The following is a 24,995-nucleotide window of genomic DNA, read 5'->3' on the forward strand; positions in this document are numbered from 1 at the left end:
CCCTACTAGTGCAGGAAGTGCCGGTGGCCGGTGAAGACCATCGGTACTTCGAGGCGGTCGGCGGCGGTTACGACCTCGTCGTCGCGCTTGGAGCCGCCGGGCTGGATGATGGCCGCGACCCCGGCCCCGGCCAGCGTCTCCACGCCATCCGGGAAGGGAAAGAAGGCGTCGCTGGCGGCGACCGCCCCGCGCGCCCGCCCTCCGGCCTTCCTCACCGCGATCTCCGCCGCATCCACACGGCTCATCTGACCGGCCCCGATGCCGACCGTCGCCCCGTTCCTCGCCAGCACGACGGCGTTGCTCTTGACCTGCTTCGCTACCCGCCAGGCGAAGAGCAGGTCCGCGCTCTGCTCCGGCGTGGGTTCGACCCGCGTAACGGTGCGGTGCCCGGAGGCATCCTCCACCCGGTCTGTGGTCTGCAGGAGCATCCCGCCGGTGACGTGCTTCGCGGAGAGTGCGGGCGGCTCCAGCCGGCCGGCCCGCAGGAGGATCATGTTCTCTTTGCGGGCGAAGACCTCCCGCGCCTCCTGCGCGAACTCCGGCGCGACGAGCACTTCGGTGAAGACCTCCGAGATCTCCTCCGCCAGCTCCCTGCTCACCGCGCCGTTGAGCGCCACGATGCCGCCGAAGGCCGACACCCGGTCGGAGTCCAGCGCCTTCCGGTAGGCATCCTCCACGCTCGTTCCGACCGCCGCCCCGCACGGGTTGGCATGCTTGACGATAACTGCTGCCGGCTCGTTCCCGAGCCCGGCCAGCAGCGTGCGGGCGGCGTCCACGTCGTAGAGGTTGTTGAACGATAGCTCCCGGCCCTGCAGCTGCTCCACATCCGAGAGCAGGTGCCTCCCGCCGGGCCCGGCGTAGTAGGCTGCCCGCTGGTGCGGGTTCTCCCCGTAGCGCAGCTTAGCGACCCGCTCGTAGCGGTCGAGACGCACCTCCGGGAACTCCTCTTCCCCCGCCAGCCACCCGGCTATCCGGGCGTCGTAGGCCGCAGTCCGGCGGAAGGCCGCAAGCGCGAGCCGCTTCCTGAGCCCTGAAGACACCTCGCCCAGCTCCCGCAGCTCGCCCAGAACCTCCGCGTAGAACTCCGGCGACGGGACGACCGCCACGGAGCGGAAGTTCTTGGCCGCCGCCCGCAGCATCGCCGGCCCCCCGATGTCTATCTGCTCGACGGCCTCGGACTCCTCCGCCCCGCCCTCCACCGCCTTCTCGAATGGGTAGAGGTTTATACACACCAGCTCCACCGGCCGTATCCCCAGCTCCTCGAGCTGCCGCAGGTGTCCGGGGTCGCTCCGGTCGGCCAGGATCCCGCCGTGGATCTTCGGGTGCAGCGTTTTGACCCGCCCGCCCAGGATCTCCGGCGCGCCGGTGACCTCGGAGACGGGCGTCACCGGGACGCCGCTCTCTTTGAGGGTCCGCGCCGTGCCGCCGGTGGAGACGATCTCGAACCCCAGCTCGCAGAGCCCGCGGGCGAACTCTGCCACCCCGGCCTTGTCCGAAACGGAGACCAGCGCCCGGCGCTTCACGATGCTCTCCCTATCGCACGATCCAGGTCGGCTATGAGGTCTTCTGCGTCCTCGACCCCGACCGAGAGCCGCAGCAGGCCCTCCGTGACGCCCCGGGCCTCCCGCTCCTCCTCCGGCATCGCCGCGTGGGTCATGCTCGCCGGGTGCGTCAGGAGCGACTCGACGCCTCCCAGAGACTCGGCGAACGAGAACACCCTCACGGAGCCTATCACCCGGCGGGCGGCCTCGGCCCCGCCCCTCAGGGTGAACGAGACCATCCCGGAGAAGCCGCGCATCTGCCGCCGGGCCAGCTCGTACTGCGGGTGGGTGGGCAAACCCGGGTAGTTGACCGACTCCACCTCCGGATGCTCGCGCAGGAACTCCGCCACGGCGAGCGCGTTCGCTTCGTGCTGGCGCATCCGCACCGCCAGCGTCTTCAGGCCGCGCAGCACCAGCCAGGAGTCGAACGGGCCCGGCACACCCCCCGCTGCGTTCTGGTAGAACTTCATCGCCTCGTAGTGGCCGGCGTCGTTGGTCGCCACCGCGCCGCCGACCACGTCCGAGTGTCCGCCCATGTACTTGGTCGTGGAGTGGACCGTTATGTCCGCTCCGAGGTCGGTGGGAGTCTGGAAGTACGGCGAGGCGAAGGTGTTGTCCACAGCGACGATGGCCCCGCGCTCGCGGGCGAGCTCGGAAAGAGCCCGGATGTCGCAGAGGGTGAGCATCGGGTTCGTGGGCGTCTCCAGCCAGAGCAGCCTCGTCTGCGGGCGGAAGGCGGCCTCGATCTTAGAGATGTCGCGCGGATCCGTGAAGGTGAACGAGATCCCCTGCCGCGTCAGCACCTTCTCGAAGAGGCGGTAGGTCCCGCCGTAGAGGTCGTCCCCAGCGACTACGTGATCCCCGGCCTCCAGCAGGCTCAGGACGGCGGTGGTGGCGGCGAGCCCGGAGGCGAAGGCCAGTCCGTAGCGGCAGTTCTCCAGCGAGGCCACGCACTCCTCCAGGGCCGTCCGGGTGGGGTTGCCGGTGCGGCTGTACTCGTATCCCTTGTGCCGCCCCAGCCCTTCCTGCGTGTAGGTCGAGGTCTGGTAGATGGGCACTATGGTCGCGCCGGTCGCAGGGTCAGGCTCCTGCCCCACGTGTATGGCGCGGGTGGCGAACTTCATGCTCCCTCCTCGAAAACGCGGTACGGTCTCTTTAGCTCCTCCCGGCTTATGCCGGCCTCCCGCTCCAGCCACTCGTCGTTGAAGACCTTGGTGACGTAGCCGCGGCCGGAGTCCGGGAAGAGCGTGACGACCACGGCCTCCGCCGGCAGGTCCTTCGCCACCCGGATGGCGGCCACGGCCGCCATCCCGCCCGAACCGCCGACGAAGATTCCCTCCTCGTTCATCAGGCGGCGGGTCATCAGGAAGCTCTCCCGGTCGGTGACCTGTACGACGTCGTCCACCACGCTCATGTCCAGCGTCTGCGGGTAGAAGTCCTCGCCCACGCCCTCGACCAGGTAGGGGTGGACGTTCTCCGGATCGGAGAAGATGGAGCCCTCCGGGTCGGCCCCGATCACCCGCACCTCCGGGTTGCGCTCCTTGAGGTAGCGCCCGACGCCGACTATGGTCCCGCAGGTGCCCATCCCGCAGACAAAATGCGTGATGCGGCCCGCGGTCTGCTCCCAGATCTCAGGCCCGGTCGTCTCGTAGTGCGAGAGCGGATTGGCGGGGTTGGAGTACTGGTCCGGCTTGTAGCCGCCCGGGATCTCCTCCGCCAGCCGGTCGGAGACGGAGTAGTAGCTCTCCGGGTCGTCCGGCGGCACGGCGGTCGGGGCGACGACGACCTCGGCCCCCAGCGCTCTCAGGAGATCCCGCTTCTCCGGGCTCACCTTGTCCGGCATGGTGAAGACGCAGCGGTAGCCCTTGATGGCCGCGGCGATGGCGAGCCCGACCCCGGTGTTCCCGCTGGTGGGCTCCACGATGGTGCCTCCGGGCCTGAGGAGCCCGCGCTTCTCGGCGTCCTCGATCATCTTCACCGCCGGGCGATCCTTGACCGACCCGCCGGGGTTCATGAACTCGGCCTTCGCCAGCAGGAGGGCCTCTATGCCCTCGCCCTCCGAGATGCGGCCCAGCCGCACCAGCGGCGTCTTGCCAACGGCCGCCAGTATGTTCTCGTGGTAGTCCAATCCTCTCCTCTCCCTAGCCTCTCCGGGGCGGCGTGAGCTTGCCGGCGAAGTACTCTCCGACGGCCCGCACGAGCAGCCGGTGCTCGACCGGGTGCAGCCGCTCCAGCAGCGACTCCACGGTGTCCCCGGGCAGGATCTCCACCTCCTCCTGAGCGATCACCGGTCCGGCATCGACCTCCTCGACCATGAAGTGGACGGTCACCCCCGTCACCCGCTCGCCGGCTTCGAGAGCGCGCCCCACGGCGTTCAGCCCCCGGTACTTCGGCAGCAGCGAGGGATGAACATTGATAACGGCCGGGAAGCGGTCTAAAAAGACCGGGGTGAGTATCCGCATGTAGCCGGCCCCGACGACGAGCGCGACGCCGTAGGCGGCTATGCGGTCGGCGAGCTCCGCGTCGTATTCCTCCCGGTCCGAGAACTCCGCCGGATCGAGGTACTCGACCGGGACGCCCGCCCTGCGGGCCCGCTCGAGGGCGAAGGCGTCTTCTCTATCTCCCCCCACTACGGCCAGGTTCGCGGGGTATGCGTCCAGCAGCGCCTGGAGGTTGGTCCCCGAGCCGGAGGCGAGCACCGCGAAGCGCGCCTCCGGCGGCAGGCACCGCTCAGGCAAACTCCACCGTCCCGCCGTTCTCCACGACCTCCCCGATGTGCCACGCCTTACATCCCGTGCCGTGCAGGATCTTAAGCGCGCGCCCCGCCTCCGCCGCTCCCACCACCACGCAGAACCCCACGCCCAGGTTGAAGACCCGGCGCATCTCGTCCTCCGGGATGCCTCCGAGCTCGCGGATCATGGCGAAGACTGGGGGCTCCTCCCAGGAACCGGCCCGCAGCCGCGCTCCCAGTCCTCCGAGCGCCCGCGGCAGATTCTCCACCAGTCCCCCGCCGGTCACGTGCGCCATCCCGCGCACCTCGACCTCCCGGCGCAGCGCCTCTATCTGGCGCACGTACGCCCGGTGCGGCTCCAGGTACTCCTCGCCCACGGTGCGCCCGAGGCCGCGCCAGGTATCGCCGTATCCGACGCCGGCGTCCGCGAGCACCCGGCGCGCGAGCGTATAACCGTTGGTGTGCAGCCCGCTGGAGGCCAGCCCGAGCACGGCGTCCCCGGCCCGTACCAGCTCGCCCGTGACCAGCTCACCGCGCTCGCAGACCCCCAGGCACGCCCCGACGACGTCGAGGGCCGAGCCATAGAGGTCGGGCATCTCCGCCGTCTCGCCGCCGACGAGAGCCACGCCCAGCTCCCGGCACGCCTCTGCGGCCCCGGAGACGATCCCGGCCACAACCTCCGGGATGAGCCTTCCGCTCGCCACGTAGTCCAGGAAGATCAGGGGCCTCGCCCCGGTCGCGAGCACGTCGTTGGCGCAGTGATTCACGATGTCCGCCCCAAGGGATGTGTAGCGCCCCAGCTCATCGGCCACGAGCACCTTCGTACCGACGCCGTCCACGGTGGAGGCGAGAACGGGCTCGCGGTAACCGGAGAGCCGGTACAGGCCGGCGAACCCTCCGGGGAGAGGGACGACCCCGGGTCCGTGCGTGGACTCCACCGCCGCGCGCATCAGCGCCGCGGCGCGGTTGCCCGCGTCTATGGAGACCCCCGCCTCCTCGTAACTCCCCACGGCTACTTCTCCCCCAGCGAAGCGCACTGCCGCTCCAGCGCAAACTTGCCGGCGGTCCCGGCGAGAGGGTACTCCCCGTCGAAGCAGGCCCGGCAGAGGCTTTCCTTCCTCCGCCCGGTAGCCGCGACCATGCCCTCCAGCGAGAGGTAGGCTAGCGAGGTGGCCCCGATCTGGTCCCGGATCTCCTCCACCCCGTGGTTCGCCCCGACGAGGTGCTCCGGTGTGTCCATGTCTATCCCATAGTAGCAGGGACCGGTGACCGGCGGCGAGGAGACCCGGAAGTGCACCTCGCGCGCGCCGGCCTGAAAGAGCAGCTCCACGATCTTGCGGCTCGTATTCCCCCGCACGATGGAGTCGTCTATGACGACCACCCGCCGGCCCGAGATCACGGACGGCAGCGGGTTCAGCTTGAGCCGGATGCCGAGCTGGCGCATCTTCTGTGTCGGCTCGATGAAGGTGCGCCCCACGTAACGGTTCTTGATCAGGCCCTCCGCGAACGGGATGCCGCTGGCGCGCGAGTAGCCCACCGCTGCCGGTATCCCGGAGTCCGGGACCGGGATGACCACGTCGGCCTCCGCCGGAGCCTCTCCGGCCAGTATCTCGCCCATCCGCTGCCGGACCCCGGCGACCTCCCGGCCCTCCAGATTCGAATCGGGCCGGGCGAAGTACACGTACTCGAAGACGCACATCGCCCGCCTCTTCGAGAGGCCCCGGAGGCTGTGCAGGCCCTCGTCGTCTATCACCACGACCTCGCCGGGCTCCACGTCTCGCAGGTACTCCGCCCCCACGATGTCCAGTCCGCAGGTCTCGCTGGAGACGGCATATCCTCCCTCGACACCCCCGATAGCGAGCGGCCGGAAGCCGTACGGGTCGCGGAAGGCAACGAGCGCGTCCCCCGCGATCATGGCCACCGAATAGGCTCCTGAGAGGCGCTCCATGGCCGAGAGGACGGCCTCCCCCACGTCCATCCCGTCCTCCAGACCCTTCACGACGCTGGCGGCGACGAGGGCCGTGTCCGATGTGGAGTTGAACTCGAACCCCTCTCCTACCAGGGCATCCCGCAGCGCGGCAGCGCCCAGCAGATTCCCGTTGTGCGCCACGGCGACATTGGTCTCGCCGCGCCCGGCGAACTCCGGCTGGGCGTTCTCCCAGGAGGCAGAGCCGGTTGTGGAATACCGGACGTGCCCGAGGGCTATGTGGCCCGGCTCCAACGCGGCCAGCCTGCCCTCGTCGAAGATCTGAGAGACCAGCCCCACGTCGCGCACGGCGAGCGTCCGGGAACCGTCGGAGACGGCGATCCCGGCCGACTCCTGCCCCCGGTGCTGGAGCGCATAAAGCCCGAAGTACGTCCGCTGGGCCAGCTCGCCGGAGAGCTCGCGGGACCGGATGCCGAAGACCCCGCAGTACTCCCTGAGCCCTCCTGTCGCGAGGCTCATCCGGTCTCCTCCGCGAAGAGATCCCGCCCGTAAGCCCCCCTCAGCTCCTCCAGCTTTAGATCCACAAAGCCCCCTATCTTCAGTCCCCCTCCACCCGTCCGGCCGATGATCTGCCAGGGCACGCCCGCGAGAGCCTCCCGCACCTCGTCCCACCGCTCCCCGGGAACCGCGATGAGAATCTGCCCGCCGGCCTCTCCGAAGAGCTCCACATCCGGCCGCCGCCCGGACCCGACCTCCACCTCCACCCCCACTCCCCCGGCGATCGCCATCTCGGCGAGGGCCACGGCGAGCCCGCCGGAGGAGATGTCGTGCGCCGTGTCCACCAGCCCCTCCGCTATGAGGCGGCGCACCCGGTCGGCACACTCCTTCTCGAGCGCGAGATCGGGCTCCGGCGGCCTCCCGGCGACCCGCCCGTGCACTATCTCTAGATACTCGGAGCCCGCGAGCGAGGCCCGCCCGGACGCCCCGACGACCGCCACCACATCCCCCTCCCGCCCGAAGCCGGGCGTGGCGTGGCAACTCACGTCCTCCAGCACGCCGACCATCCCGACCACGGGGGTGGGGTAGACCGCACCGCCGGAGGTCTCGTTGTACAGGCTGACGTTCCCGCTCACCACGGGCGTTCCCAGCGCCTCGCACGCCCGCGACATGCCCTCGATGCTCCTGGCGAGCTGGTAGTAGACGGCCGGTTTCTCCGGACTGCCGAAGTTCAGGCAGTTTGTGAGCGCGACCGGCTCCGCCCCCACGCAGGAGAGGTTGCGGTACGCCTCGGCGACCGTAGCGGCCCCGCCCCCCTCCGGGTCCAGATAGCACCACTTCCCCCGCCCGTCGGTCACGACGGCGTATCCGAGCTTCGTGCCCTTGATCCTCATCACCGCCGCGTCCGCACCGGGCCCCACGACGGTGTTGGTCCGCACCTGGTAGTCGTACTGCTCCCACACCGACCGCCGGGAGCACAGGTTGGGGTGCGAGAGCATCCGCAACAGCACGGCGTTGAAATCCCCAGGGACCGGGATCTCCTCCACGTCCAGCCGCTGCGCTTCTTTCAGATACTCCGGCTCCACAACCTCCCGCTCGTAGGCAGGGGCGTCGGCCAGATACTCCGCCGGAACACTGCCGGCAACCTCGCCGCCGCACAGCACGCGCAGCTCGCCGTGGTCCGCGACCCGCCCCACGACGGCCGCCCCGAGCCCGTAGCGGGCGGCGACCTTAAGCACCTCCTCCACCCTCTCCGGCTCCACGACCGCGAGCATCCGCTCCTGAGACTCGGAGATCATGACCTCCCACGGCTCCATCCCGCCCTCGCGCAGCGGCACCCTGTCCGTCTCTATCTCGATGCCGACCCCGCCCTTGGCCGCCATCTCGGAGGCCGAGGAGGTGATCCCGGCTGCTCCGAGATCCTGCAGCGCCACCAGAAGATCCCGCCGCCGCAGCTCCAGGCAGGCCTCGATCAGTACCTTCCCGGCGAACGGATCTCCGACCTGCACGTTCGGCCGCCGCGCCTCGGACTCCCCGGAGAGCTCGTCGGAGGCGAAGGTGGCCCCGTGGATGCCGTCCCGGCCCGTTCTGGCCCCGAGCAAGATAACCCGGTTCCCTACACCCACGGCCCGTGAACGCATCAGGTCTTCAACGCGGAGAAGGCCCACGCACATCGCGTTCACCAGAGGATTGCCGGTGTAGGCGGGAGCGAACTCCACCTCGCCGCCGACCGTCGGCACGCCGACCGGATTCCCGTAGCCCCCGATGCCGCGCACCACCTCCCGGAAGAGATAGCGAACCCGCCCGTCCGCCGGATCGCCGAAGCGCAGGGAGTCCAGCACGGCCACCGGCCGCGCCCCCATCGCCAGTATGTCCCGGATGATCCCTCCCACCCCGGTGGCCGCCCCCTGATAGGGCTCTACCGCCGAAGGATGATTGTGACTCTCCACCTTGAACGCCAGCGCCCAGCCCTCGCCGACCTCGACCACGCCCGCGTTCTCCCCCGGCCCCTGCAAGACCCGCCCCCCCTCACTCGGGAAACGCCCCAGCAGCGGGCGGGAGTTCTTGTACCCGCAGTGCTCGCTCCACATCACCGAAAACAACGAGAGCTCCAGGAAGTTGGGCGTCCGCCCGAGCAGCTCCCGCACGCGAGCGTACTCCGCATCCGAAAGGCCGAGAGATCTGTACGTCTCCTCGAGGTTCAATGCACCTTCGCCCCCGCGAACTCCAGTACCGAACGCAGCACCTTCAGCCCCTCCTCCGAGCCGAGGAGGGGATCCGAGACCCGCTCAGGATGCGGCATCATACCGACCACGTTGCGCTCCGCGTTGCAGATGCCGGCTATGTCGTTGCGCGAACCGTTCGGGTTCTCCAGATAGCGGAAGATCACCCGCCCCTCATCCTCAAGCTGAGCTATAGTTTCTTCGGCGGCGAAGTAGTTGCCCTCGTTGTGGGCGACGGGGAGGTGCAAGATCTCGCCCGGGACGCACGCACCGCTCCAGGGGGTATCTGGGTGTTCGACGCGCACGGGCACGGTACGGCACACGAAGCGCAGGCTCATGTTCTGAAGGAGCGCTCCGGGCAGCAGGCGGGCTTCGGTGAGCACCTGGAATCCGTTGCAGACGCCCAGAGTGGGGCCGCCGCCGCGGGCGAACTCCTCCAGCGGACGCATAACCTTCGAGAAGCGGGCTATCGCGCCGGGGCGCAGGTAATCCCCGTAGGAGAAGCCGCCGGGGAGGATGACGGCGTCCACACCCTTGAGATCGGGCTCCGCGTGCCAGAGCTCGACCGGCTCCGCCCCGATACGCTCCACGGCGTAGAGAGCGTCCGCGTCGCAGTTGGCGCCGGGGAAGATCACGACCCCGATCTTCACCCGATCACCTCCCACTCGTACTCCTCGATCGTGGGGTTGGCGAGCAGCCGCCGGCACATATCCTCCACCTGCGACTCATCCTCTACTTCAAGCTCGATCAAGCGGCCCACGTGCACGCTCCCCACCCCGCCGAAGCCCAGCGCCGGAAGCGCCCGCCGCACGGCCTCACCCTGCGGGTCCAGGATGCCCTCCTTGGGCCGGACGAGAACGCGGACCCTCCTCAAGGTCTCAGACATAGCACCCTCACCCTTCACCCGTTACCCGCCGCAGCACCTCGGCGTAGGCCTCCTCTACACCGCCCATGTCGCGCCGGAAGCGGTCCTTATCCAGCCTCTCACCGGTCTCCCGATCCCAGAAGCGGCAGGTGTCGGGAGATATCTCATCTGCCAGCAGCAAGTTCCCCTCGGTATCCCGGCCGATCTCGATCTTGAAGTCCACGAGCGTTATACCCCGTTCCTCGAAGAACGGCCTCAACGTATCGTTCACCTTTAGACCCATCTCCTCACAGGCGGCGAGCGTGCCGTCGTCCACCCCCAGCTCCCGGAGGTGGTACCGGTTCACCAGCGGATCGCCGAGCTCGTCGTTCTTAAGGTACAGCTCGACCACCGGCTGCCTGAGAGGCGTGCCCTCCTCGTAGCCGAGGCGCTTTGCGAGCGAGCCCGCGGCCACGTTACGCACCACCACCTCGACCGGCAGCATCTCCAGCCGTTTCGTCTTGAGGGTCGTGTCGTCCACCTGCTCGATAAAGTGCGTGGGGACACCGTGCTCCTCCAGATACCTGAACATGGCAGCGCTCATGGTCGCGTTCGTGCGGCCCTTGCCCCTCCAGGAACCGCGCTTGCGGCCGTCGAACGCCGTCGCCTCGTCCTTGTAGCGGTGCAGAAGGACGTCGGGATCGCCGGTGGCCAGGACCCGCTTGGCCTTGCCCTCGTACAACAGGCGCTCACCCATCCTTCAACCTCTCCTTCAGCCCCAGCACACGGTCGAAGACTACCCTTTGATGGCGCAGGTGGTAAGCGGGATCGAAGAGTCCGTCCAGGTTGCAGCCCAGCAGCTCTCGCACCCGCTCCTCCCGTTCCAGCAGCTTCCGGAAGCTCTCCCCGCTCTCCCAGGCGCGCATCGCGGCCCTCTGGACGAGGCGGTAGGCTTCGTCGCGGTTCATCCCGGCTTCGACCAGCGCGAGCAGGGCGCGTCCGGAGTAGACGATCCCGCCGCTTCGGTTCAGGTTTTTTCGCATCCTGTCGCGGTCTATCTCCAACCCTTGCAGGATGCGCAGGGTGGTGTGCAGCATGTAGTAGGCGACGATGGCGGAGTCCGGGAGCACAACGCGCTCGGCGGAGGAGTGCGAGATGTCCCGCTCCTGCCAGAGGGCGTTGTTCTCGAAGCCCACGGCGGCGTTGCCGCGCAGCAGGCGGGCTAGGCCGCACATTCTTTCGGCGAGGATGGGGTTACGCTTGTGCGGCATCGCAGAGGAGCCCCTCTGGCCCCGGCCGAACGGCTCGGCCAGTTCCCGGATCTCGGTGCGCTGCGCGCCCCTTATCTCCAGCGCGATCTTCTCCAGCGTGGAGCCCAGGATGGCGAGCGCGGAGAGGACTTCGGCGTGCCGGTCGCGCTGCACGATCTGGGTCGAGGCGGGTTCGGAGGCCAGGCCGAGCCTCTTGCACGCGGAGCGTTCGACCCGGGGGTCTACGTTGGCGTAGGTGCCGACGGCGCCCGAGATCTTGCCCACGGCGGCTACCTCCAGCGCGTGCTCCAGCCGGTCCAGGTTGCGCTCCATCTCGAACGCCCAGACGGCGAACTTGTGCCCGAGCGTGGTCGGTTCGGCGTGCACGCCGTGCGTCCGGCCGGCCATAACCGTGTCGCGATGCTCGAGCGCCAGGTCGGCGAGCAGGCGCGTGAGCTCGCGCGCCCGCTCGCGGATGAGCGTTAGCGATCGCTTGAGCTGCAGGGCGGTTGCCGTGTCCAGCACGTCCGAGCTGGTCAGACCGAAGTGGAAGTGCCGGGCCACATCCCCTGCGTTCTCGGTCACGGCGGAGACGAAGGCGATCACGTCGTGCTGCGTTTCGGCCTCTATCTCCCGGATGCGCTCCACCGTGAAGTCTGCGCGGGCGGCGAGCTCTTCCACTTCGTCCTCCGGGATCTCGCCCAGCTCCGCGCGGGCGCGGCAGACGGCGAGCTCCACCTCCAGCCAGGCGCGGTACTTCGCCTCCTCGGTCCAGACCGCGCCGATCTCCGGCAGGGTATAGCGCTCGATCACCGCCCCGCTCCCGGCAACTCTAGAACTCCTCCATCTCCAGCGCCTCCAGCGCTATGTCCGTCCGGTACTGCATGCCGGTAAAGTCTATTGACTCCACGGCGGCGTAGGCCCGGGCCCGGGCCTCCATGAGGCTGCCGCCCAGCCCGACCACGTTCAGCACCCGCCCGCCGGCGGTATAGAGCTTCCCGTCCCGCTCCGCAGTGCCGGCGTGGTAGATGTTCACCTCGCACGGCAGGTCGTCGAGGCCGGAGATGAGGTCTCCGCTGGAGGAGGACTCGGGGTAGCCCTCGGAGGCCAGCACCACGCACACGGCCTTCTCGGCCGACCAGGCCACCTCCCGGCCGGCTAGATCGTCTTCGCAGCAGGCGATCATGAGCTCTAGCAGGTCGGATCCGAGGCGGGGCAGGAGGACCTGGGTCTCCGGGTCTCCGAAGCGGCAGTTGAACTCCAGCACCTTCGGCCCTTCGGCGGTCACCATGACGCCGGCGTAGAGCAGTCCGGTGTACGAGCTGCCCATCAGGGAGAGCTGGCGAACGGTGGGGTGGATAATCTCCTCCAGGATGCGCTTGTAGGTGTCCGGGTCCATCCAGAGCAGCGGGCAGTACGCGCCCATGCCGCCGGTGTTCGGTCCCTCGTCGTTGTCGTAGATGCGCTTGTAGTCCCGGGCGGGCAGGAAGGGCAGGATGTTCTCCCCGTCGCTGAGGGCGAAGACGGAGGCTTCCCGTCCGGCGAGGCATTCCTCGACGATCACCCGCCGACCGGCGGCCCCGAACCTGCCGCCGAACGCGGCCCGTACGGCCGCCTCCGCCTCTTCCTCGGAGGCGGCCACGGTCACCCCCTTGCCCGCGGCCACCCCGTCGGCCTTGACTACGACGGGGTACTCCCGGTGCGCCCGCAGGAACTCCAGCGCAGCCCGCTCGTCCTCGAAGATGCGGTAGTCTGCCGTAGGAACCCCGGCGCGGTTCATGACCTCCTTGGCGAACGCCTTGGAGCCCTCGATCCGCGCGGCCGCACGCGACGGCCCGAAGAGCTTGAGCCCGGCCTCGTAGAAGGCGTCGGCGATCCCCCCGATGAGCGGCACCTCCGGTCCGACGACCGTGAGGTCTATCCCGTTCTCTTTAGCGAAATCCCGCAGCTCCGGGATGTCGTCGGCGGGGATGTCCACGTTGCGGGCGAGCCGCGCGATACCGGGGTTTCCGGGAGCGGCGAAGATCTCAGGCTCCAGCGGGCTGCGGGCGATGGCTTCCACCAGCGCGTGCTCCCTGCCTCCACCGCCGACGACCAGAACCCGCACCTCTCAGCCCTCCACTATGGCCTGATCGCGCTCGGGACCGACGCTGATCATCCTCAGCGGCGCTCCTGCCTCGGCCTCCACAAAGTCCACGAATTCCCGGGCGGCGGCGGGCAGCTTCGCGCGCTCCCGGATCTCCGAGACGTCCTCCCCCCAGCCCGGAAACTCCCGGTAGACGGGCCGGGCGCGGTGCAGCTCGGCCTGACTCACGGGGAACTCCTCCACCCGCCGGCCGTCTATCTCGTACGCCACGCAGACGTTTACGCTCTCCACGGCCGAGAGCACATCCAGCATGGTGAGCGCGAGCCCGGTGATGCCGTTGACCCGGGCCGCATACTTCACGGCCACCAGATCCAGCCACCCGCACCGCCGCGGCCGCCCGGTGGTGCGCCCGTACTCCTTCCCGACCCGGCGCAGGGTCTCCCCCACCTCGTCGAAGAGCTCCGTGGGCATCGGCCCGTCCCCGACCCGTGTGGCGTAGGACTTGGTGACGCCGATCACCTCCCCGAGACACCGCGGCGGGAGCCCGGCCCCGACGCACACCCCGCCCGCAGAGGGGCTGGAGGAGGTCACGAACGGGTAGGTACCGAAATCGTTGTCCAGCAGGGTCCCCTGAGCCCCCTCCAGCAGCACGGGCTCCCCCCGCCCGACGGCTCCCCGCAGGATGGCCCCGGTGTCGGCCACCATCGGGCCTATGAGCTCCCGGAAGGGGAGCAGCCACTCCACGAGCCCGTCCACCTCGTACGGCTCTTCGCCGTAGACGCCGGAGATGATGGCGTTCTTCTCCACCAGTGCGGCCTTGATCTTGGCGCGCAGCAGGTTCTCGTCGAAGAGGTCCTGCACCCTGATGCCCGCCCGGGAGACCTTGTCCTCGTAGGCCGGCCCGATGCCCCGGTTGGTGGTTCCGATCCTGGCGTCTCCGAGCGCTATCTCCCGGTGCGCGTCGAGTGCGATGTGGTAGGGCATGATGAGGTGTGCCCGGCCGTCCACCTTGAGCCGGCCGCGCACCTCCAGCCCCCGTGCCTCAAGACTCTTCACCTCCCCGGCGAGCACCTCCGGGTTGACCACGACCCCGTTGCCGATGGTACACACGACCCCCTCGCGCACGATGCCGGAGGGGATGAGGTGCATAATGAACTCTTCCTGGCCCACCCGGATCGTGTGCCCAGCGTTGTTGCCGCCGGAGTAGCGGGCCACATAGCGGGCGTCCCCGGCCAGCGCGTCGCACACGCGGCCCTTGCCCTCATCTCCCCAGGCCAGGCCAACCACCACCGTAGCTGTCATGTATCAGTCAACCCCTGGAATGTGTCCTGCTGTCCGGTGCGCGGGTAGGCCGGGCTCCGGAGCCCTCGGCACCGGATATGCAGCTCTTCTCCCGCGTATCACTGTTGCAATGTAGCACGTAATGGGGGAGCTTTGCACTACTCGAAGAGGATGACCGGCTCGCTGTAGCGCCGGATACGGCCCTGCCGCTCCAGCCCCTCGATGAACTCCCGCAGCTCCCGGTTGCGCTCCTCGAGGCTCCCGCCCTTCAGATACACGAGCGGCAGGCACACGTTGAGCACCCTGTCGGGGATGACAAAGCGCGTGATCCCGGCCGGCAAAACCTCTCCTCGCTCCACGAGCCCGGTGAGCTCGCGCAGGCTGAAGCGCCGGTACCGGACCAGAGCCGCCCCCTCCGGGATCTCCACCTCCTCTGCCGGAGCGACGCGCCGGACGGGCTCTCCATCCGGATAGGCCCGCTGCAGCTCCCGCATGGCGCGGGCCGCCGGAACGACGCCCTCGTCCCGCGCCCGGAGCCAGAGCCTCTCGCCGCCGGCGAACTGCACCTCGGCCACCCAGCCGCTCCCGGCCCCGGACGCCTCGATGCCGGGAGCGCTCTTGAGCAACCGGCGAAGGCTCGCGGCATCCAGCAGGTGCCCCCAGCTCTCTGTCGCGCCGCCGGGCCGGACCACCTGTACCAGCGCCAGCCGACAGCCCAGCTCCTTCAGGGCGGAGACCCGGTGAGCACCGTCGAGCACCAGATGGCGGCCGCCGTGCTGAGCCACGATCACGGGGTTGCGCTGGATGCCCTCGGTCTGGACGCGCTCCACCAGCCGCGACAGCCGGGCCTCGTCGCGCTCCTCGTGCAAAAGGAGCGAGTCCAGCTCGACCAGCCGCAGGTTTTGCAGCGCGTCTAGCAAACCGGCGGAAGCTCGCCGCAGACGACCTTCAGGGAGCGCGGGGCCCTATACGTCACCGCCGCGCCGGCCCCAGATCAGATCCAGCAGCACGAAGCTGCCGAAGAAGAGAACGACTATCACGAGCATGAACCCTATGATTCCCAGCAAGATCTCGAATGTCACGCCGACCTCCACACAGACCAGAGTCGGGACGGCCGGATTCGAACCGGCGACCACTCGGCCCCCAGCCGAGTGCGCTACCAGACTGCGCCACGTCCCGACGTACCGTGTCTATCTTACCAGATTCCCGGGCGAGAGGTCGATCACGAACCGTACTTGACGTGGCTGGTATCATCTACATTCGCCGCAATGACCCGGGCAGCGATCTACATCAGGACCGATGCTGAAGACCGGCTCCCCTCGGCCGGAGAGCAGCGGGAGGAGCTTCGCGCGTACGCGGAGGAGCGGGGTTATGAGATCGTGGCCGAGTACAGCGACCTGCGGGCCCCGGGGCGCATGCTCTACCACCGCCCCGGCCTCAAGGAGGCCATAGACAACATCAAGTGGGAAGAGGACTGGGAGGTCCTGCTGGTCGCCCGGCCGGAGTGCATCTCGGAGACGGAGAGCTCCCTGCACGAGTTCGTGCACAAGTTCTCGCTCTACGGCAACCGGGTCGAGTCCCCCGCACGTTCCTGGGAGGAGCTCCTCTCCGCGATGAAGCGCTACCGCCGCCAGATGGCCGGCCGTCAGGGGAGGGATTGACCGGCCGGGCACCTTCTGATGCGTCTCTGCCGGAGGTAATATACTCCGGGTGAGCTTCCTGCTGACCATCATCGGAATGCTGCTCCTGGTCCCGGCCCTCCTGGGGATGGCGCTCGGGCTGTACATGGCGACCAGTCACAACCTCCGGGAGTCGGGGCTCCTCTTTGCGCTCTGGTGGGTTCCGGGGGCCGCGGCGGCCTCCGGGGTCCTGATGCGCGACCCGGTAACGTTCGTCGTGGGACTCCTCTGCTGGGCCGTAGCCGGGCTGGCGCTCTTCATAAACGGGAGGCTGACCTCCCGCGCCCGGCCGCGCACTGCCCGGAAGCCCGAAGAGACCCCGCGCGGCGGGAGCGGGGAGCGGGACCCGGACCGGTTGCGCCGGATCTCCTGACCTTCTTTACCGGCGCGCCCGCCGGTAGAATAGGGGAAGCTCCCCGAGAAGAAAGGAACGTGGCATGTCGCTGCTCAGAGGCATTCTGGCGCTCGTAATCCTCATAATCCTGACCCACGTGGTTTTGGTGTACCTGGGATACGGTGCCGACACGCACGAGGTCATCTCCGTGATCTACGCGCTCGGAGACCTGCTGCAGACGCCGGTGCAGATGTTCCTGGCCGCCGGATTCTACACCACATCTCTGGTGGCCGCCGCAGCTTACTTCCTGCTCTACCTCCTGCTGGGGGCCGCGCGCCGCTAGGACCAGTCTCCAGCGGGCGTTTGAAATCTGCCCGGCCGGACCGTTATGCTGGTCTCCGGAGGGCGGGAGAGAGAAAGGAACTGCGCCCGGTGGGACTTCTGAGAACGATCCTGACCCTGATCGCTCTGGTCGTACTGGCCCATGTGGCTCTGGTCTTCCTGGGCTTCGGACCGGAGAACCACGAGGTCGTCGCCGCCGTCTTCGGCCTCGGAGAGCTCTTTGAGGCCCCGATACAGCTCGTGCTCCCGGATCGGGGCTTCTACGTCACGGCTCTGGCGGCCGCAGCCGCGTATCTGATCCTGGCCTTCCTGCTCGGCGTTCTGGAGAGCTGAGCTATCCCTTTACCGCTCCGGCGGTAAGGGCGCTTACGATGTAGCGCTGCATCAGGACGAAGACCGCGATCACCGGTGCGATGGCGATGATGCTCGCGGCCGAGAGGTAGTGGAGCGTGACCGCATCGGCGGAGTCCCGCAGGTTGACGAGCCCCACCGAGACGGGGTAGAGATCGCGATCATCCAGCAGGATGAACGGGATCACAAACTGCGACCAGCTCAAGACGCCGACCAGGATGCCGGCCGAGACGATCCCCGGCAAACTCACGGGGAGCAGCACCCTCCAGAGCAGCTGCATCCGGGTGCAGCCGTCCACGATCGCGGCCTCGTCCAGCTCGTAGGGGATGGTGTCGAAGTAGCCCTTGAGGAACCAGACGGTGAACGGCAAGAAAGCGGCCACGTAGACGGTTATGAGGCTCGCATAGTTGTTCAGCAATCCCAGCCCCACGAAGAAGCGGTAGAGCGGGATGGCGATGACGACCGGCGAGATCATCTGGAAGACGAGGATCGCCATCAGCGAAGGCTTCTTGAAGTGAAACCTGAAGCGCGAGAAGCCGTAGGCAGCGCAGACCGCGACGGCCAGCGTAAGGAGAACGGTGAAGAACACGATGATCGCGGAGTTCAGAAGGTAGCCGGTGATGGGTGTATTCCGCAGCACGAAGGCGTAGTTCTCCCACTGCGGATCGGTGGAGAACCAGATCGGGGGCGTCGCGAACAGCTCCGGCACGGACTTGAGCGACATCGAGAATACCCAAAACACCGGGAAGACGAAGAAGAGCGTGATGAATGCGAACGCCAGATACAGCGCCGCATCAGACCACCGCCGCCTGCGAACCCGACTTCTCTTGGCCATCATTCAATCCCCTGCCGCCGCTCGATGTACCGGAGATAGACGAACGTTATGATCATGTTCACGGCCAGCAGCATCACGGCCGCCGCAGCCCCGCGCCCGAGGTTGAGCTGCTGGAAGATCTGGTAGTAAATCGAGAGCGCTATCACCTCCGTACCCCGGCCCGGCCCCCCGCCGGTGAGCGCCATCACCATGTCGAAGGTGTTGAACGTCTCTATGGTAACTATTATCAGCGTGATGAACAGCACCGGGGCCAGCAGCGGTATCATGACCCGCGTAAGCCGCTGCCAAGCGTTCGCGCCGTCTATCTTCGCCGCCTCCAGCACGTCTTCGGGCAGCGTCTGCAGCCCGGCGTAGATCAGGATCATGCTGAACGCCGTCCCCCGCCAGATGTTCGCCACCGTTACCGAGGCGAGCGCGGTGTTCGGCTCGGAGAGGAAGGGGATCGAGCCGAACCCGACCAGATTCGCGAGGTGGTTCAGGATGCCCGCCGCCGACTCCTCGTAGAGGATGCTCCAGATGATCCCGATGATGACCCCCGGTATGGCCCAAGCCGAGAGCACCGCCGTGCGCGTCACGATCGTCCCCCTCAGCCCCCGCCGCACGCCCTGATCTACCACCAGCGCAATGATGAACCCCAGCAGAACCTGAAAGACCACGCTCGCGAAGACGAAGATGAACGTGATCCTCAGCGTGCTCAAAAAGTCGGGGGAGCGCAGCAGCGTTATGTAGGACTCCAGCGTGTAGGCGTACTCCGGCCTGACCAGACTCGCGTCGGTGAAGCTGAGGCGCAGGATCTCCAGGATCGGGTAGACGAAGACCAGAACGAGCACGAGCGCCAGCGGCAGCAGCCACGGCACCGGGGTGTCGCCCGGCCGCCAGCGGGATGCCGCCTTCTCCTCAGCTACCTTCTCCACAGCTCCCGCGTCCCCCTCTCCGGCCGGTCGTCCAGCTTCTCTACTAGGCTCCCACCGCAGCCGCAACCCGGTCCAGCGCCTGCTCGGGCTCGGTCTCGCCCGTGATCACGCCGGAGAGCGCGACCTGCATCTCGGCCGAGATGCTCTCGTAGACCTCCGCCGCAGGCCGTACCCGCGCGTACTGGTCCAGATGCTCCCGGAAGGAATCCGTGTACTCGTTCCCCTCGTACTCCGGCAGGTCGAAGACCGTCTCGCGCGGGGGCAGATACCCGCCGACGTTGCACCAGCCCGTCATGCCCTCATCTCCCACGAAGACGGCGTTGAGGAAGCTTATGGCCGCCTCCCGCTTCTCCGGATCCTCGGTGAAGATCCCCCACATCTGCCCACCAGAGGTAGTCGCGAAGCTGGAGCCGTCCTCGGCGGGTATGGGCGCCACCCCCCACTGCTCGACGAACTCCTCCTCCCCCACGATCTCCTGCAGCATGCTCACCTGCCAGTTGCCGCCGTGGAACATGGCCGTGTTCCCCGAGGCGGCATCCCCGTTGAGATCCGTCTCCAGCCCGTAGGTCGTCACGCGCTGCGGCGTGATGCCCTCCTGCACGCAGCTCCGGATGTACTCCAGAACGTTGATCATCGCCTCCCGGTTGGCACCCTCGGCGAAGACGGGGTTCCCTTCTTCATCGGTGAGCTCTCCGCCCTGAGACCAGAAGAGCGGCAGGACCGTTGTCGTCATCGTAGCCTCGTCCCGGCCCGCCGGGAAGAGGTAGGCGTCAAGACCCTCGTTCGCCAGATCCCGGCCCAGCTCCAGCACCTCGTCCCACGAAGCGGGCGGCGTGTCTATGAGGTCCCTCCGGTAGTAGAGTACCCGCACGTCGGTGGTGAACATGAGCCCCCGCACCTCTCCAGCATCGTCTGTCATGAGGTCCTGCGCGAAGGGGAAGTAGTCGTCGAGAGAGACGCCCTCGCCCAGATCCTCCAGCGGCTGCACGTGCTCATAGAAGCGGGGGAAGAGATAGGAGTCCACCATCGCCGTGTCCGGCGCCCGGCCCTGAGAGGCCTGCTCCAGCAGCCGGGCGTTGGCCGCCCCGATGTCCGCCACGGTGACCAGCGGCTCGATGGTGTAGCCGTGCTCCTCCTCCCACCGGGCGATGGCCTCCTGCAGATACTCGACCCGGGCCTGATCGGTGCCCTCCAGCGAGTACGAGGGTATGGCCTGCCACTGCAGCGTCTCCTGCAGCTCGTCCCCCGGGCCGCAGCCGGCCACGCCCATAAGCGCGAGCCCGGCCACCCCAGCGCCGCTCAGCTTTAGGAAGTCGCGGCGGCTTATGCCGCTTGCATTCCGGGACAAAACGCGGCGCCCGACACGCCTACTCTTCATGTTACGCTCCTTTCCCCTAACGGCTACGAGCGAAGCATATTCGCAGTGTCTCTATTCTGGCTCCTCCTATAGCCAGATGCACTGCGTTATCCCGAACCTCAACACTCTCGCCCCCCTCTTCGTTGAGGTTCACGCGCTGTGCTGAGACCAATGGTAACCCGAATTTCAACTTCGTGCAAACTGTCTTATCTGAAGCGTTGAAAACGCGCAGGATGAGTCCTTCGCCTTCCTCGGCCCGCTTAAGCGCGCTGAGGATGACGGTTTCGGGATGTATCTCGAGGAAGGAAGCATGCTCCAGTGGCTCGTAGCCGGCGTATCTGCGGTCCCGCTGAACCGCCTTGCCCTGCAGGGAAACCCAGATCTCCTCGGCGTGCCGGTAGACCCCGGCCGACTCCCAGCCCCCGGCGTACGGGACCAGGGAGTACTCGAACACCTGCGGTCCCGGGCACTGGGCCTCGGGAGTCGGGACCGCAGGACCGGCGGGGACGGGCCTGACGGCGAGGTCGTCGCGCGAGAGCCAGCCGACGCTCCGGAGCAGGGTGAGGAAGACCTCTCCCTCATCGGTGGCCTCGTACTCCGGCAGCCCCTTGTTAAGCACGGCGAGCCCGGTCCCGTTCTCCTCGACGCAGACGAAGCGCCGCTGGCCGTGGATGCCGGACATCCGCTCCCGCCAGCCCTCGCTGTCCTCCGGGAGCGTCGGGCGGCGGACCACGCCGAAGGCCGTCTCGGCGATGGACTCCCGCACCTTGAGCCCCGTGGGGAAGAGGACGCGCAGCCGGTGGTCGAGCGCCCGGTTATCGAACTCGGTGCGGATGTCCACGCGGCGGGAGCCGGGCCGGAGCCGGACGCGGCTGGTTATGGAGCAGCTCACCGTCATCTTCGAACGGGCCCGGCGGTCGGCGGTGAGCCCGGAGGGGAGCTCGAACTCGCCGGAGAGGACGAGCTCGTGCGGGTCGTCGCCGCCCTTCACCCGCCAGTCGATGTCTCCGGAATCCAGCACCGTCTGCTCCGGTGGCGGGGAGAAGGTATACTCGTCGCCCCCGTCTCCCTCGTCCACGAACCGGTTCATACCGGCGTAGACGCGTCCGGACTCCTTGTGGACGATGGCAAGCGTTCCGTCCTCCCCGGCCCGGACCGTGAGGTACTCGTTCTCCAGCACGGGCTCCCGCTCCCGCCCGGAGGGAGCGGGATCGAGGCGCTCGCTGGAGCCGTTGGGCACCAGCCGGTAGGTGCGGTAGCCCATCGGGGGTATGCGGTCTGCGTCGAACCTGATCAGGACCCGGATCATAAACTTGCGCCGGTTGAGGATATCCTCTACGGAGGGCTTCTCTCCGACGATCTCGAAGGGGATCTCCCTCCCGTCGGGGTCCATGAGATGGTAGTCGTCGGGTGTGATCTCCTTCCGCCCGCTCCAGCTGAAGATGCGCCGGCCGTAAGGGGGAGCCTTGTACGGCAGCACGCCGACCGTCACGCTCCCGCCGCGCTCCCACGGGCTGGGATTGAAGACCACGATCGGGATCTCGCCGTTCCGGGCCGGCGGCGCGACCCGGCCGGCCAGATGCCCGAGCGACTCCTCCAGCACCTTCCGGCCGACCTGCATCACCCGGCGCGACCGGGCGCTCATCTCCCGGTGCACCTCGTCTATGGAGCAGCCGCAGATGGAGTCGTGGGCGTGGTTGCGCAGCAAATCCTCCCAGCAGTGGCGCAGGAAGGCCGACTGATCCCGGGCTCCCGCCACGAAAGCCATCGAGGAGAACCGCTCGACCGGCCCCTCCAGAAACTGCTGCGCCGCCTCGTTCTCCTGCTTGAGGTAGATCCTGGTCGAGAGGACGTTCTTGAGAACGTTGTGGTAGCGCCCGAACCTCAGCTCTCCCCGGTAGGACTTCAGCCGGATGCCGGACTCCCGGATCCTGCGCTCGAAGTCCTCCAGCCGGCCGTTGTACACCCGGTCTTTCATCGCCGCGTCCAGACCGGAGATGTAGCGGGAGAACTCCCTCTGGACGGCCATGTGATCGCTGCCGTTCAACAGCAGGATGGTGTCGCTGTCCGTCCGCTCGGCCAGCCGGTCCCGCAGCTCGAAGAGGCTGTCGTAGCTGACGTTCTCCCCGTGGTCTATGGAGATCTTGCGCGGATCGGAGTCCAGGACGGCGGCGTTTGAGTAGCTCTCGGACAGGTTATGCGCCAGCACCCGCGAGCCGTCCGGAGCCTCCCACCAGAACTCGGAGCGGATGTCCCGGAGATCCCGCCCGAGCCCCCGCATGAAGTAGAAGGTGTTTATGCCGAAGCCGCGCAGGATCTGGGGCAGCTGGCTTATGTGCCCGAACGTGTCCGGCACATACCCCTGCTTCATCACCGGTCCGAACTCCCGCGCCTTGCGGTCCCCGATCAAGAGGTTGCGCACGAGCGCCTCCCCGCTGACCAGCGCCTCGTCCGGCTGGATGTACCAGGGTCCGATGTCTATGCGGCCCTCGCGGATCAGCCGCCGCAGCCGCGCCTCATTCTCCGGACGGATGTGCAGATAGTCTTCTAAAAGGATTACCTGACCGTCGAGCAGGAAAGAACGGAACTCATCGTCCTCCTCGAGCAGCTCGATGAGCTCGTCCATGAACCGGACCAGATAGAACCGGAACTGCTCGAACGTCGCATACCATTCGCGATCCCAATGCGAGTGCGGGACCACGATGATGTGCAGGGATTCGGGATCTGTGGAAACCTCCTCGGCGAAGGATCTTGCATGCGCCGCCATCGCTCTCTACCGGCTTCACCTCTCCAGTCTCGTCTCTTTCTTACGGGCATCCGTCTCAAACTATATCCACGCGGGGCGGCAAACCGTACGGGTTCTCCGGAGAATTGGAGAAGTTTAATCTTTGCTCCCTCCGAGCAGCACCGCCCGGACCGGGCTGGCGTCGGCGCTCCGAAGCGCCAGCGGCAGGGCGACGAGCTCGTAGTCTCCGGGCTCGACCCCGTCCAGAACTATGCCTTCGAGTATATGTATATCATGTCTGAGCAGCGCATGGTGCGCCGGCAGCTCCCTGCTCTCCACCGGGTCCACGGAAGGGGTGTCCACCCCGATCAGGCGCACGCCCCGCTCCGCCAGGTACCCGGCGGCGTCGGGCCGGAGGCAGGTGATCCCGCGCGGGAAGCGCGAGCGGTCGGTCCAGGAGCCGGTCCTGATCAGGATCCGCTCGGCGCCCCCGAGGTCGTGCCGCCGCAGCTCGGCAGCGCCGAGGGCCGGGTGCCCGGCGGCGTCTATGACGCGGGCGGGGCCGATGTAGCGCTCGAGCTCGAGCTCGTGCACCTTCGCGCCGGAGTCGTCGAAGTGGAACGGGGCGTCTACGTGCGTCCCGGCGTGGGTGCTCAGCTCCAGCCGCCCGACGTTCACCGACCCGCTCTGCGCGATGGTCCAGACCAGAGAGAAGGCGAACTCCGTGTCGCCGGGCCAGACGGGCATCCCCTCCCGCAGCGGCTGCGAGATATCTATTATCTCCCTCACGCGACCACGCCGCGCCGGTTGTCGTAGCGGCGGTACTCCCGGGCGGTCATAATCTCCTTCAGCCGCCGCACCGCCTCCCACACATCGGCGAAGGAGACGTACAGCGGCGCCGGGGCCAGCCGGATGACGTCGGGAGCCCGGAAGTCCGGAACGACGCCCCGCTCTTTGAGCGCCCGGCAGATGCCGGGCGCTCTCTCGTGCTCCAGAGCGACGTGCCCGCCCCGGCGCTCCTCTTCGCGCGGGTTGCCGATGCGGAAGCCCATCCCGGCCAGCTCGTGCTCGATGAGACGCATCATGTACTCCGTGAGGCGCAGCGACTTCTCGCGCAGGCGCCCGATACCGGCCTCGGCGAACATCTCCAGCGCCCCGATGAGCGGCGCCGCGCTGAGGATGTGCGGCGTCCCGATCTGGTACGCCCCCGCTCCCTCCGCCGGTGCGAACTCATGCTCCATGTCGAACTGGCGTTCCTTGTCCGAGCCGAACCATCCGGCGAGGCCGGGGAGCGCTCCGAAGTGCCGCCGGTTCACGTACAGCCCCCCGACCGCCCCCGGCCCGCCGTTCAGATACTTGTAGCCGCACCAGACCGCAAAATCCACGCCCCACTCATCGAAGGCGTGCGGGACGGCCCCGACGGAGTGTGAGGCGTCCAGCCCGAGGAGCACCCCCTTCCGGCGCGCCTCGGCAGCTATCCGCCCGGCGTCCAGCAGCTGGCCGCTGCGGTAGAGGACGGTCGGCAGGACGGCCACGGCGACCTCGCCGGTCATGGCCGCCAGGATATCTTCCTCCTCCAGCGTGCGGCCGTCCCGGCTCGGGACGCGCAGGAGGTGTTCGGCCGGGTCCAGGCCGCGGAGGCGGAGCTGGCCCGCAATGGCGTAGATGTCCGAGGGGAAGGCCAGCTCGTCGGCCAGGATCTTCGTGCGCCTCCCCGCCGGGCGGTAGAAGGTGGCCAGCAGCTGGTGCAGGTTCACCGTCGTAGACCCGGTGACGATCACCTCCGGAGGCTCGGCCCCGAGGAGCGGAGCGGCCAGCGCGCCCAGCCGTTCGGAGAGGTAGAACCAGGGATGCCCGCCCTCCGTCCAGCCGTCTATGCCCCGAATCTTCCAGCTCTCGACGATCTCCCCCAGCGAGCGCTCGGCCCGCCGGGAGAGGAGCCCGAGCGAGTTGCCGTCGAGATAGATGCGCCCCGGCTGCAGGTAGAACTCCTCCCGGAACCGGGCGAGCGGGTCGTCCCGGTCCAGAGCGTGCGCGAACTCCTGCGTGGCGTCGAACATGGCTCCTCCGGACAGTAT

The 24,995-nt window shown here is 67.9% G+C and carries 24 protein-coding genes, 1 tRNA gene and 1 pseudogene; 4 read left to right on the plus strand and 22 right to left on the minus strand.

The genetic code is table 11. The features are described from left to right. Nucleotides 1-5: 5 nt before the first annotated feature. From purH to E0L93_RS09580, 16 genes and pseudogenes are all read right to left on the minus strand, one after another. Entirely contained in the window at nt 6-1,523 is a 1,518-nt protein-coding gene (purH, locus tag E0L93_RS09510; protein WP_132691235.1) for a bifunctional phosphoribosylaminoimidazolecarboxamide formyltransferase/IMP cyclohydrolase, read from the minus strand. After that, nucleotides 1,520-2,665, minus strand: coding sequence for a cystathionine gamma-synthase (locus tag E0L93_RS09515; RefSeq protein ID WP_132691237.1), 1,146 nt, complete (start codon nt 2,663-2,665; stop codon nt 1,520-1,522). Before E0L93_RS09515 ends, purH begins: the two co-directional genes overlap by 4 nt. Nucleotides 2,666-2,724: 59 nt before the next feature. Next, nucleotides 2,725-3,669 (minus strand): annotated as a pseudogene (locus tag E0L93_RS09520) (PLP-dependent cysteine synthase family protein); the annotation flags it as partial. 13 nt (nt 3,670-3,682) lie between these two features. Beyond that, complete coding sequence (gene purN / locus E0L93_RS09525; protein ID WP_132691241.1) at nt 3,683-4,279, minus strand: phosphoribosylglycinamide formyltransferase; 597 nt, start codon at nt 4,277-4,279, stop codon at nt 3,683-3,685. Continuing rightward, nucleotides 4,272-5,282, minus strand: coding sequence for a phosphoribosylformylglycinamidine cyclo-ligase (gene purM / locus E0L93_RS09530; RefSeq protein ID WP_207890403.1), 1,011 nt, complete (start codon nt 5,280-5,282; stop codon nt 4,272-4,274). Before purM ends, purN begins: the two co-directional genes overlap by 8 nt. 2 nt (nt 5,283-5,284) lie before the next feature. Next, nucleotides 5,285-6,718, minus strand: coding sequence for an amidophosphoribosyltransferase (gene purF, locus E0L93_RS09535; protein ID WP_132691245.1), 1,434 nt, complete (start codon nt 6,716-6,718; stop codon nt 5,285-5,287). Further along, on the minus strand, nt 6,715-8,901 hold the full coding sequence (gene purL / locus E0L93_RS09540; RefSeq protein WP_132691247.1) for a phosphoribosylformylglycinamidine synthase subunit PurL: 2,187 nt from the start codon (nt 8,899-8,901) through the stop codon (nt 6,715-6,717). The genes purF and purL overlap by 4 nt, the downstream gene beginning before the upstream one ends. Further along, nucleotides 8,898-9,569, minus strand: coding sequence for a phosphoribosylformylglycinamidine synthase subunit PurQ (purQ, locus tag E0L93_RS09545; RefSeq protein WP_132691249.1), 672 nt, complete (start codon nt 9,567-9,569; stop codon nt 8,898-8,900). Before purQ ends, purL begins: the two co-directional genes overlap by 4 nt. After that, a complete protein-coding gene (gene purS / locus E0L93_RS09550) occupies nt 9,566-9,805 on the minus strand; it encodes a phosphoribosylformylglycinamidine synthase subunit PurS (RefSeq protein ID WP_132691251.1) in 240 nt (79 codons plus the stop codon). The genes purQ and purS overlap by 4 nt, the downstream gene beginning before the upstream one ends. Before the next feature lie 7 nt (nt 9,806-9,812). Further along, on the minus strand, nt 9,813-10,520 hold the full coding sequence (gene purC, locus E0L93_RS09555) for a phosphoribosylaminoimidazolesuccinocarboxamide synthase (RefSeq protein ID WP_132691253.1): 708 nt from the start codon (nt 10,518-10,520) through the stop codon (nt 9,813-9,815). Next, a complete protein-coding gene (gene purB, locus E0L93_RS09560) occupies nt 10,513-11,826 on the minus strand; it encodes an adenylosuccinate lyase (protein WP_132691255.1) in 1,314 nt (437 codons plus the stop codon). The genes purC and purB overlap by 8 nt, the downstream gene beginning before the upstream one ends. Before the next feature lie 19 nt (nt 11,827-11,845). Beyond that, a complete protein-coding gene (gene purD, locus E0L93_RS09565; RefSeq protein WP_132691257.1) occupies nt 11,846-13,120 on the minus strand; it encodes a phosphoribosylamine--glycine ligase in 1,275 nt (424 codons plus the stop codon). Between the two features lie 3 nt (nt 13,121-13,123). After that, nucleotides 13,124-14,401 carry an adenylosuccinate synthase gene (locus E0L93_RS09570; protein WP_132691259.1) on the minus strand — a complete coding sequence of 426 codons (1,278 nt, stop codon included), beginning with the start codon at nt 14,399-14,401 and terminating at the stop codon, nt 13,124-13,126. Nucleotides 14,402-14,538: 137 nt separating this feature from the next. Then, complete coding sequence (locus E0L93_RS09575; protein WP_132691261.1) at nt 14,539-15,300, minus strand: ParB N-terminal domain-containing protein; 762 nt, start codon at nt 15,298-15,300, stop codon at nt 14,539-14,541. Nucleotides 15,301-15,345: 45 nt separating this feature from the next. After that, a complete protein-coding gene (locus E0L93_RS15830) occupies nt 15,346-15,516 on the minus strand; it encodes a hypothetical protein (protein WP_165874283.1) in 171 nt (56 codons plus the stop codon). Beyond that, a tRNA-Pro gene (locus E0L93_RS09580) sits at nt 15,486-15,559 on the minus strand. The genes E0L93_RS15830 and E0L93_RS09580 overlap by 31 nt, the downstream gene beginning before the upstream one ends. Before the next feature lie 56 nt (nt 15,560-15,615). On the opposite strand from E0L93_RS09580, the gene E0L93_RS09585 reads away from it, so the two are divergent. The 4 genes from E0L93_RS09585 to E0L93_RS09600 all read left to right on the plus strand — a co-directional run bounded on the left by E0L93_RS09585 (nt 15,616) and on the right by E0L93_RS09600 (nt 17,068). Then, on the plus strand, nt 15,616-16,041 hold the full coding sequence (locus E0L93_RS09585) for a recombinase family protein (RefSeq protein ID WP_132691263.1): 426 nt from the start codon (nt 15,616-15,618) through the stop codon (nt 16,039-16,041). A gap of 49 nt (nt 16,042-16,090) precedes the next feature. Next, a complete protein-coding gene (locus E0L93_RS09590; RefSeq protein ID WP_132691265.1) occupies nt 16,091-16,432 on the plus strand; it encodes a hypothetical protein in 342 nt (113 codons plus the stop codon). A gap of 64 nt (nt 16,433-16,496) precedes the next feature. Further along, nucleotides 16,497-16,736 (plus strand): hypothetical protein, encoded by a 240-nt coding sequence (locus tag E0L93_RS09595; protein WP_132691267.1) that lies wholly within the window; start codon nt 16,497-16,499, stop codon nt 16,734-16,736. An 89-nt stretch (nt 16,737-16,825) separates the two neighbouring features. Further along, on the plus strand, nt 16,826-17,068 hold the full coding sequence (locus E0L93_RS09600; protein ID WP_132691269.1) for a hypothetical protein: 243 nt from the start codon (nt 16,826-16,828) through the stop codon (nt 17,066-17,068). Between the two features lies 1 nt (nt 17,069). Here the strand turns inward: E0L93_RS09600 and E0L93_RS09605 are convergent, their stop codons facing one another. From E0L93_RS09605 to kynU, 6 genes are all read right to left on the minus strand, one after another. Continuing rightward, nucleotides 17,070-17,924 (minus strand): carbohydrate ABC transporter permease, encoded by an 855-nt coding sequence (locus E0L93_RS09605; RefSeq protein WP_243638175.1) that lies wholly within the window; start codon nt 17,922-17,924, stop codon nt 17,070-17,072. Next, entirely contained in the window at nt 17,921-18,835 is a 915-nt protein-coding gene (locus tag E0L93_RS09610) for a carbohydrate ABC transporter permease (RefSeq protein WP_132691273.1), read from the minus strand. Before E0L93_RS09610 ends, E0L93_RS09605 begins: the two co-directional genes overlap by 4 nt. Before the next feature lie 43 nt (nt 18,836-18,878). Continuing rightward, nucleotides 18,879-20,213, minus strand: a complete 1,335-nt coding sequence (locus tag E0L93_RS09615; RefSeq protein ID WP_132691275.1) for a substrate-binding domain-containing protein — start codon at nt 20,211-20,213, stop codon at nt 18,879-18,881. A gap of 16 nt (nt 20,214-20,229) precedes the next feature. Beyond that, the gene (locus E0L93_RS09620) at nt 20,230-22,959 is read right to left on the minus strand and encodes an alpha-mannosidase (RefSeq protein ID WP_132691277.1); all 2,730 of its coding nucleotides are present in this window, start codon (nt 22,957-22,959) and stop codon (nt 20,230-20,232) included. A gap of 114 nt (nt 22,960-23,073) precedes the next feature. Continuing rightward, on the minus strand, nt 23,074-23,706 hold the full coding sequence (kynB, locus tag E0L93_RS09625; RefSeq protein ID WP_132691279.1) for an arylformamidase: 633 nt from the start codon (nt 23,704-23,706) through the stop codon (nt 23,074-23,076). After that, a complete protein-coding gene (gene kynU / locus E0L93_RS09630) occupies nt 23,703-24,977 on the minus strand; it encodes a kynureninase (protein ID WP_132691281.1) in 1,275 nt (424 codons plus the stop codon). Before kynU ends, kynB begins: the two co-directional genes overlap by 4 nt. Between the last annotated feature and the right edge of the window lie 18 nt (nt 24,978-24,995).

Source organism: Rubrobacter taiwanensis, assembly GCF_004337705.1.
GTDB classification, from domain to species: Bacteria; Actinomycetota; Rubrobacteria; order Rubrobacterales; family Rubrobacteraceae; genus Rubrobacter_C; species Rubrobacter_C taiwanensis.

Bases quoted from the DNA above. Each gene is read 5' to 3' on its own strand.
- E0L93_RS09595 (WP_132691267.1), top strand. From the start codon at position 16,497: ATGTCGCTGCTCAGAGGCATTCTGGCGCTCGTAATCCTCATAATCCTG.
- purC (WP_132691253.1), bottom strand. From the start codon at position 10,520: ATGGGTGAGCGCCTGTTGTACGAGGGCAAGGCCAAGCGGGTCCTGGCC.
- kynU (WP_132691281.1), bottom strand. From the start codon at position 24,977: ATGTTCGACGCCACGCAGGAGTTCGCGCACGCTCTGGACCGGGACGAC.
- E0L93_RS09620 (WP_132691277.1), bottom strand. From the start codon at position 22,959: ATGGCGGCGCATGCAAGATCCTTCGCCGAGGAGGTTTCCACAGATCCC.
- E0L93_RS09570 (WP_132691259.1), bottom strand. From the start codon at position 14,401: ATGACAGCTACGGTGGTGGTTGGCCTGGCCTGGGGAGATGAGGGCAAG.
- E0L93_RS09515 (WP_132691237.1), bottom strand. From the start codon at position 2,665: ATGAAGTTCGCCACCCGCGCCATACACGTGGGGCAGGAGCCTGACCCT.
- purF (WP_132691245.1), bottom strand. From the start codon at position 6,718: ATGAGCCTCGCGACAGGAGGGCTCAGGGAGTACTGCGGGGTCTTCGGC.
- purS (WP_132691251.1), bottom strand. From the start codon at position 9,805: ATGTCTGAGACCTTGAGGAGGGTCCGCGTTCTCGTCCGGCCCAAGGAG.
- E0L93_RS09615 (WP_132691275.1), bottom strand. From the start codon at position 20,213: ATGAAGAGTAGGCGTGTCGGGCGCCGCGTTTTGTCCCGGAATGCAAGC.
- E0L93_RS09605 (WP_243638175.1), bottom strand. From the start codon at position 17,924: ATGATGGCCAAGAGAAGTCGGGTTCGCAGGCGGCGGTGGTCTGATGCG.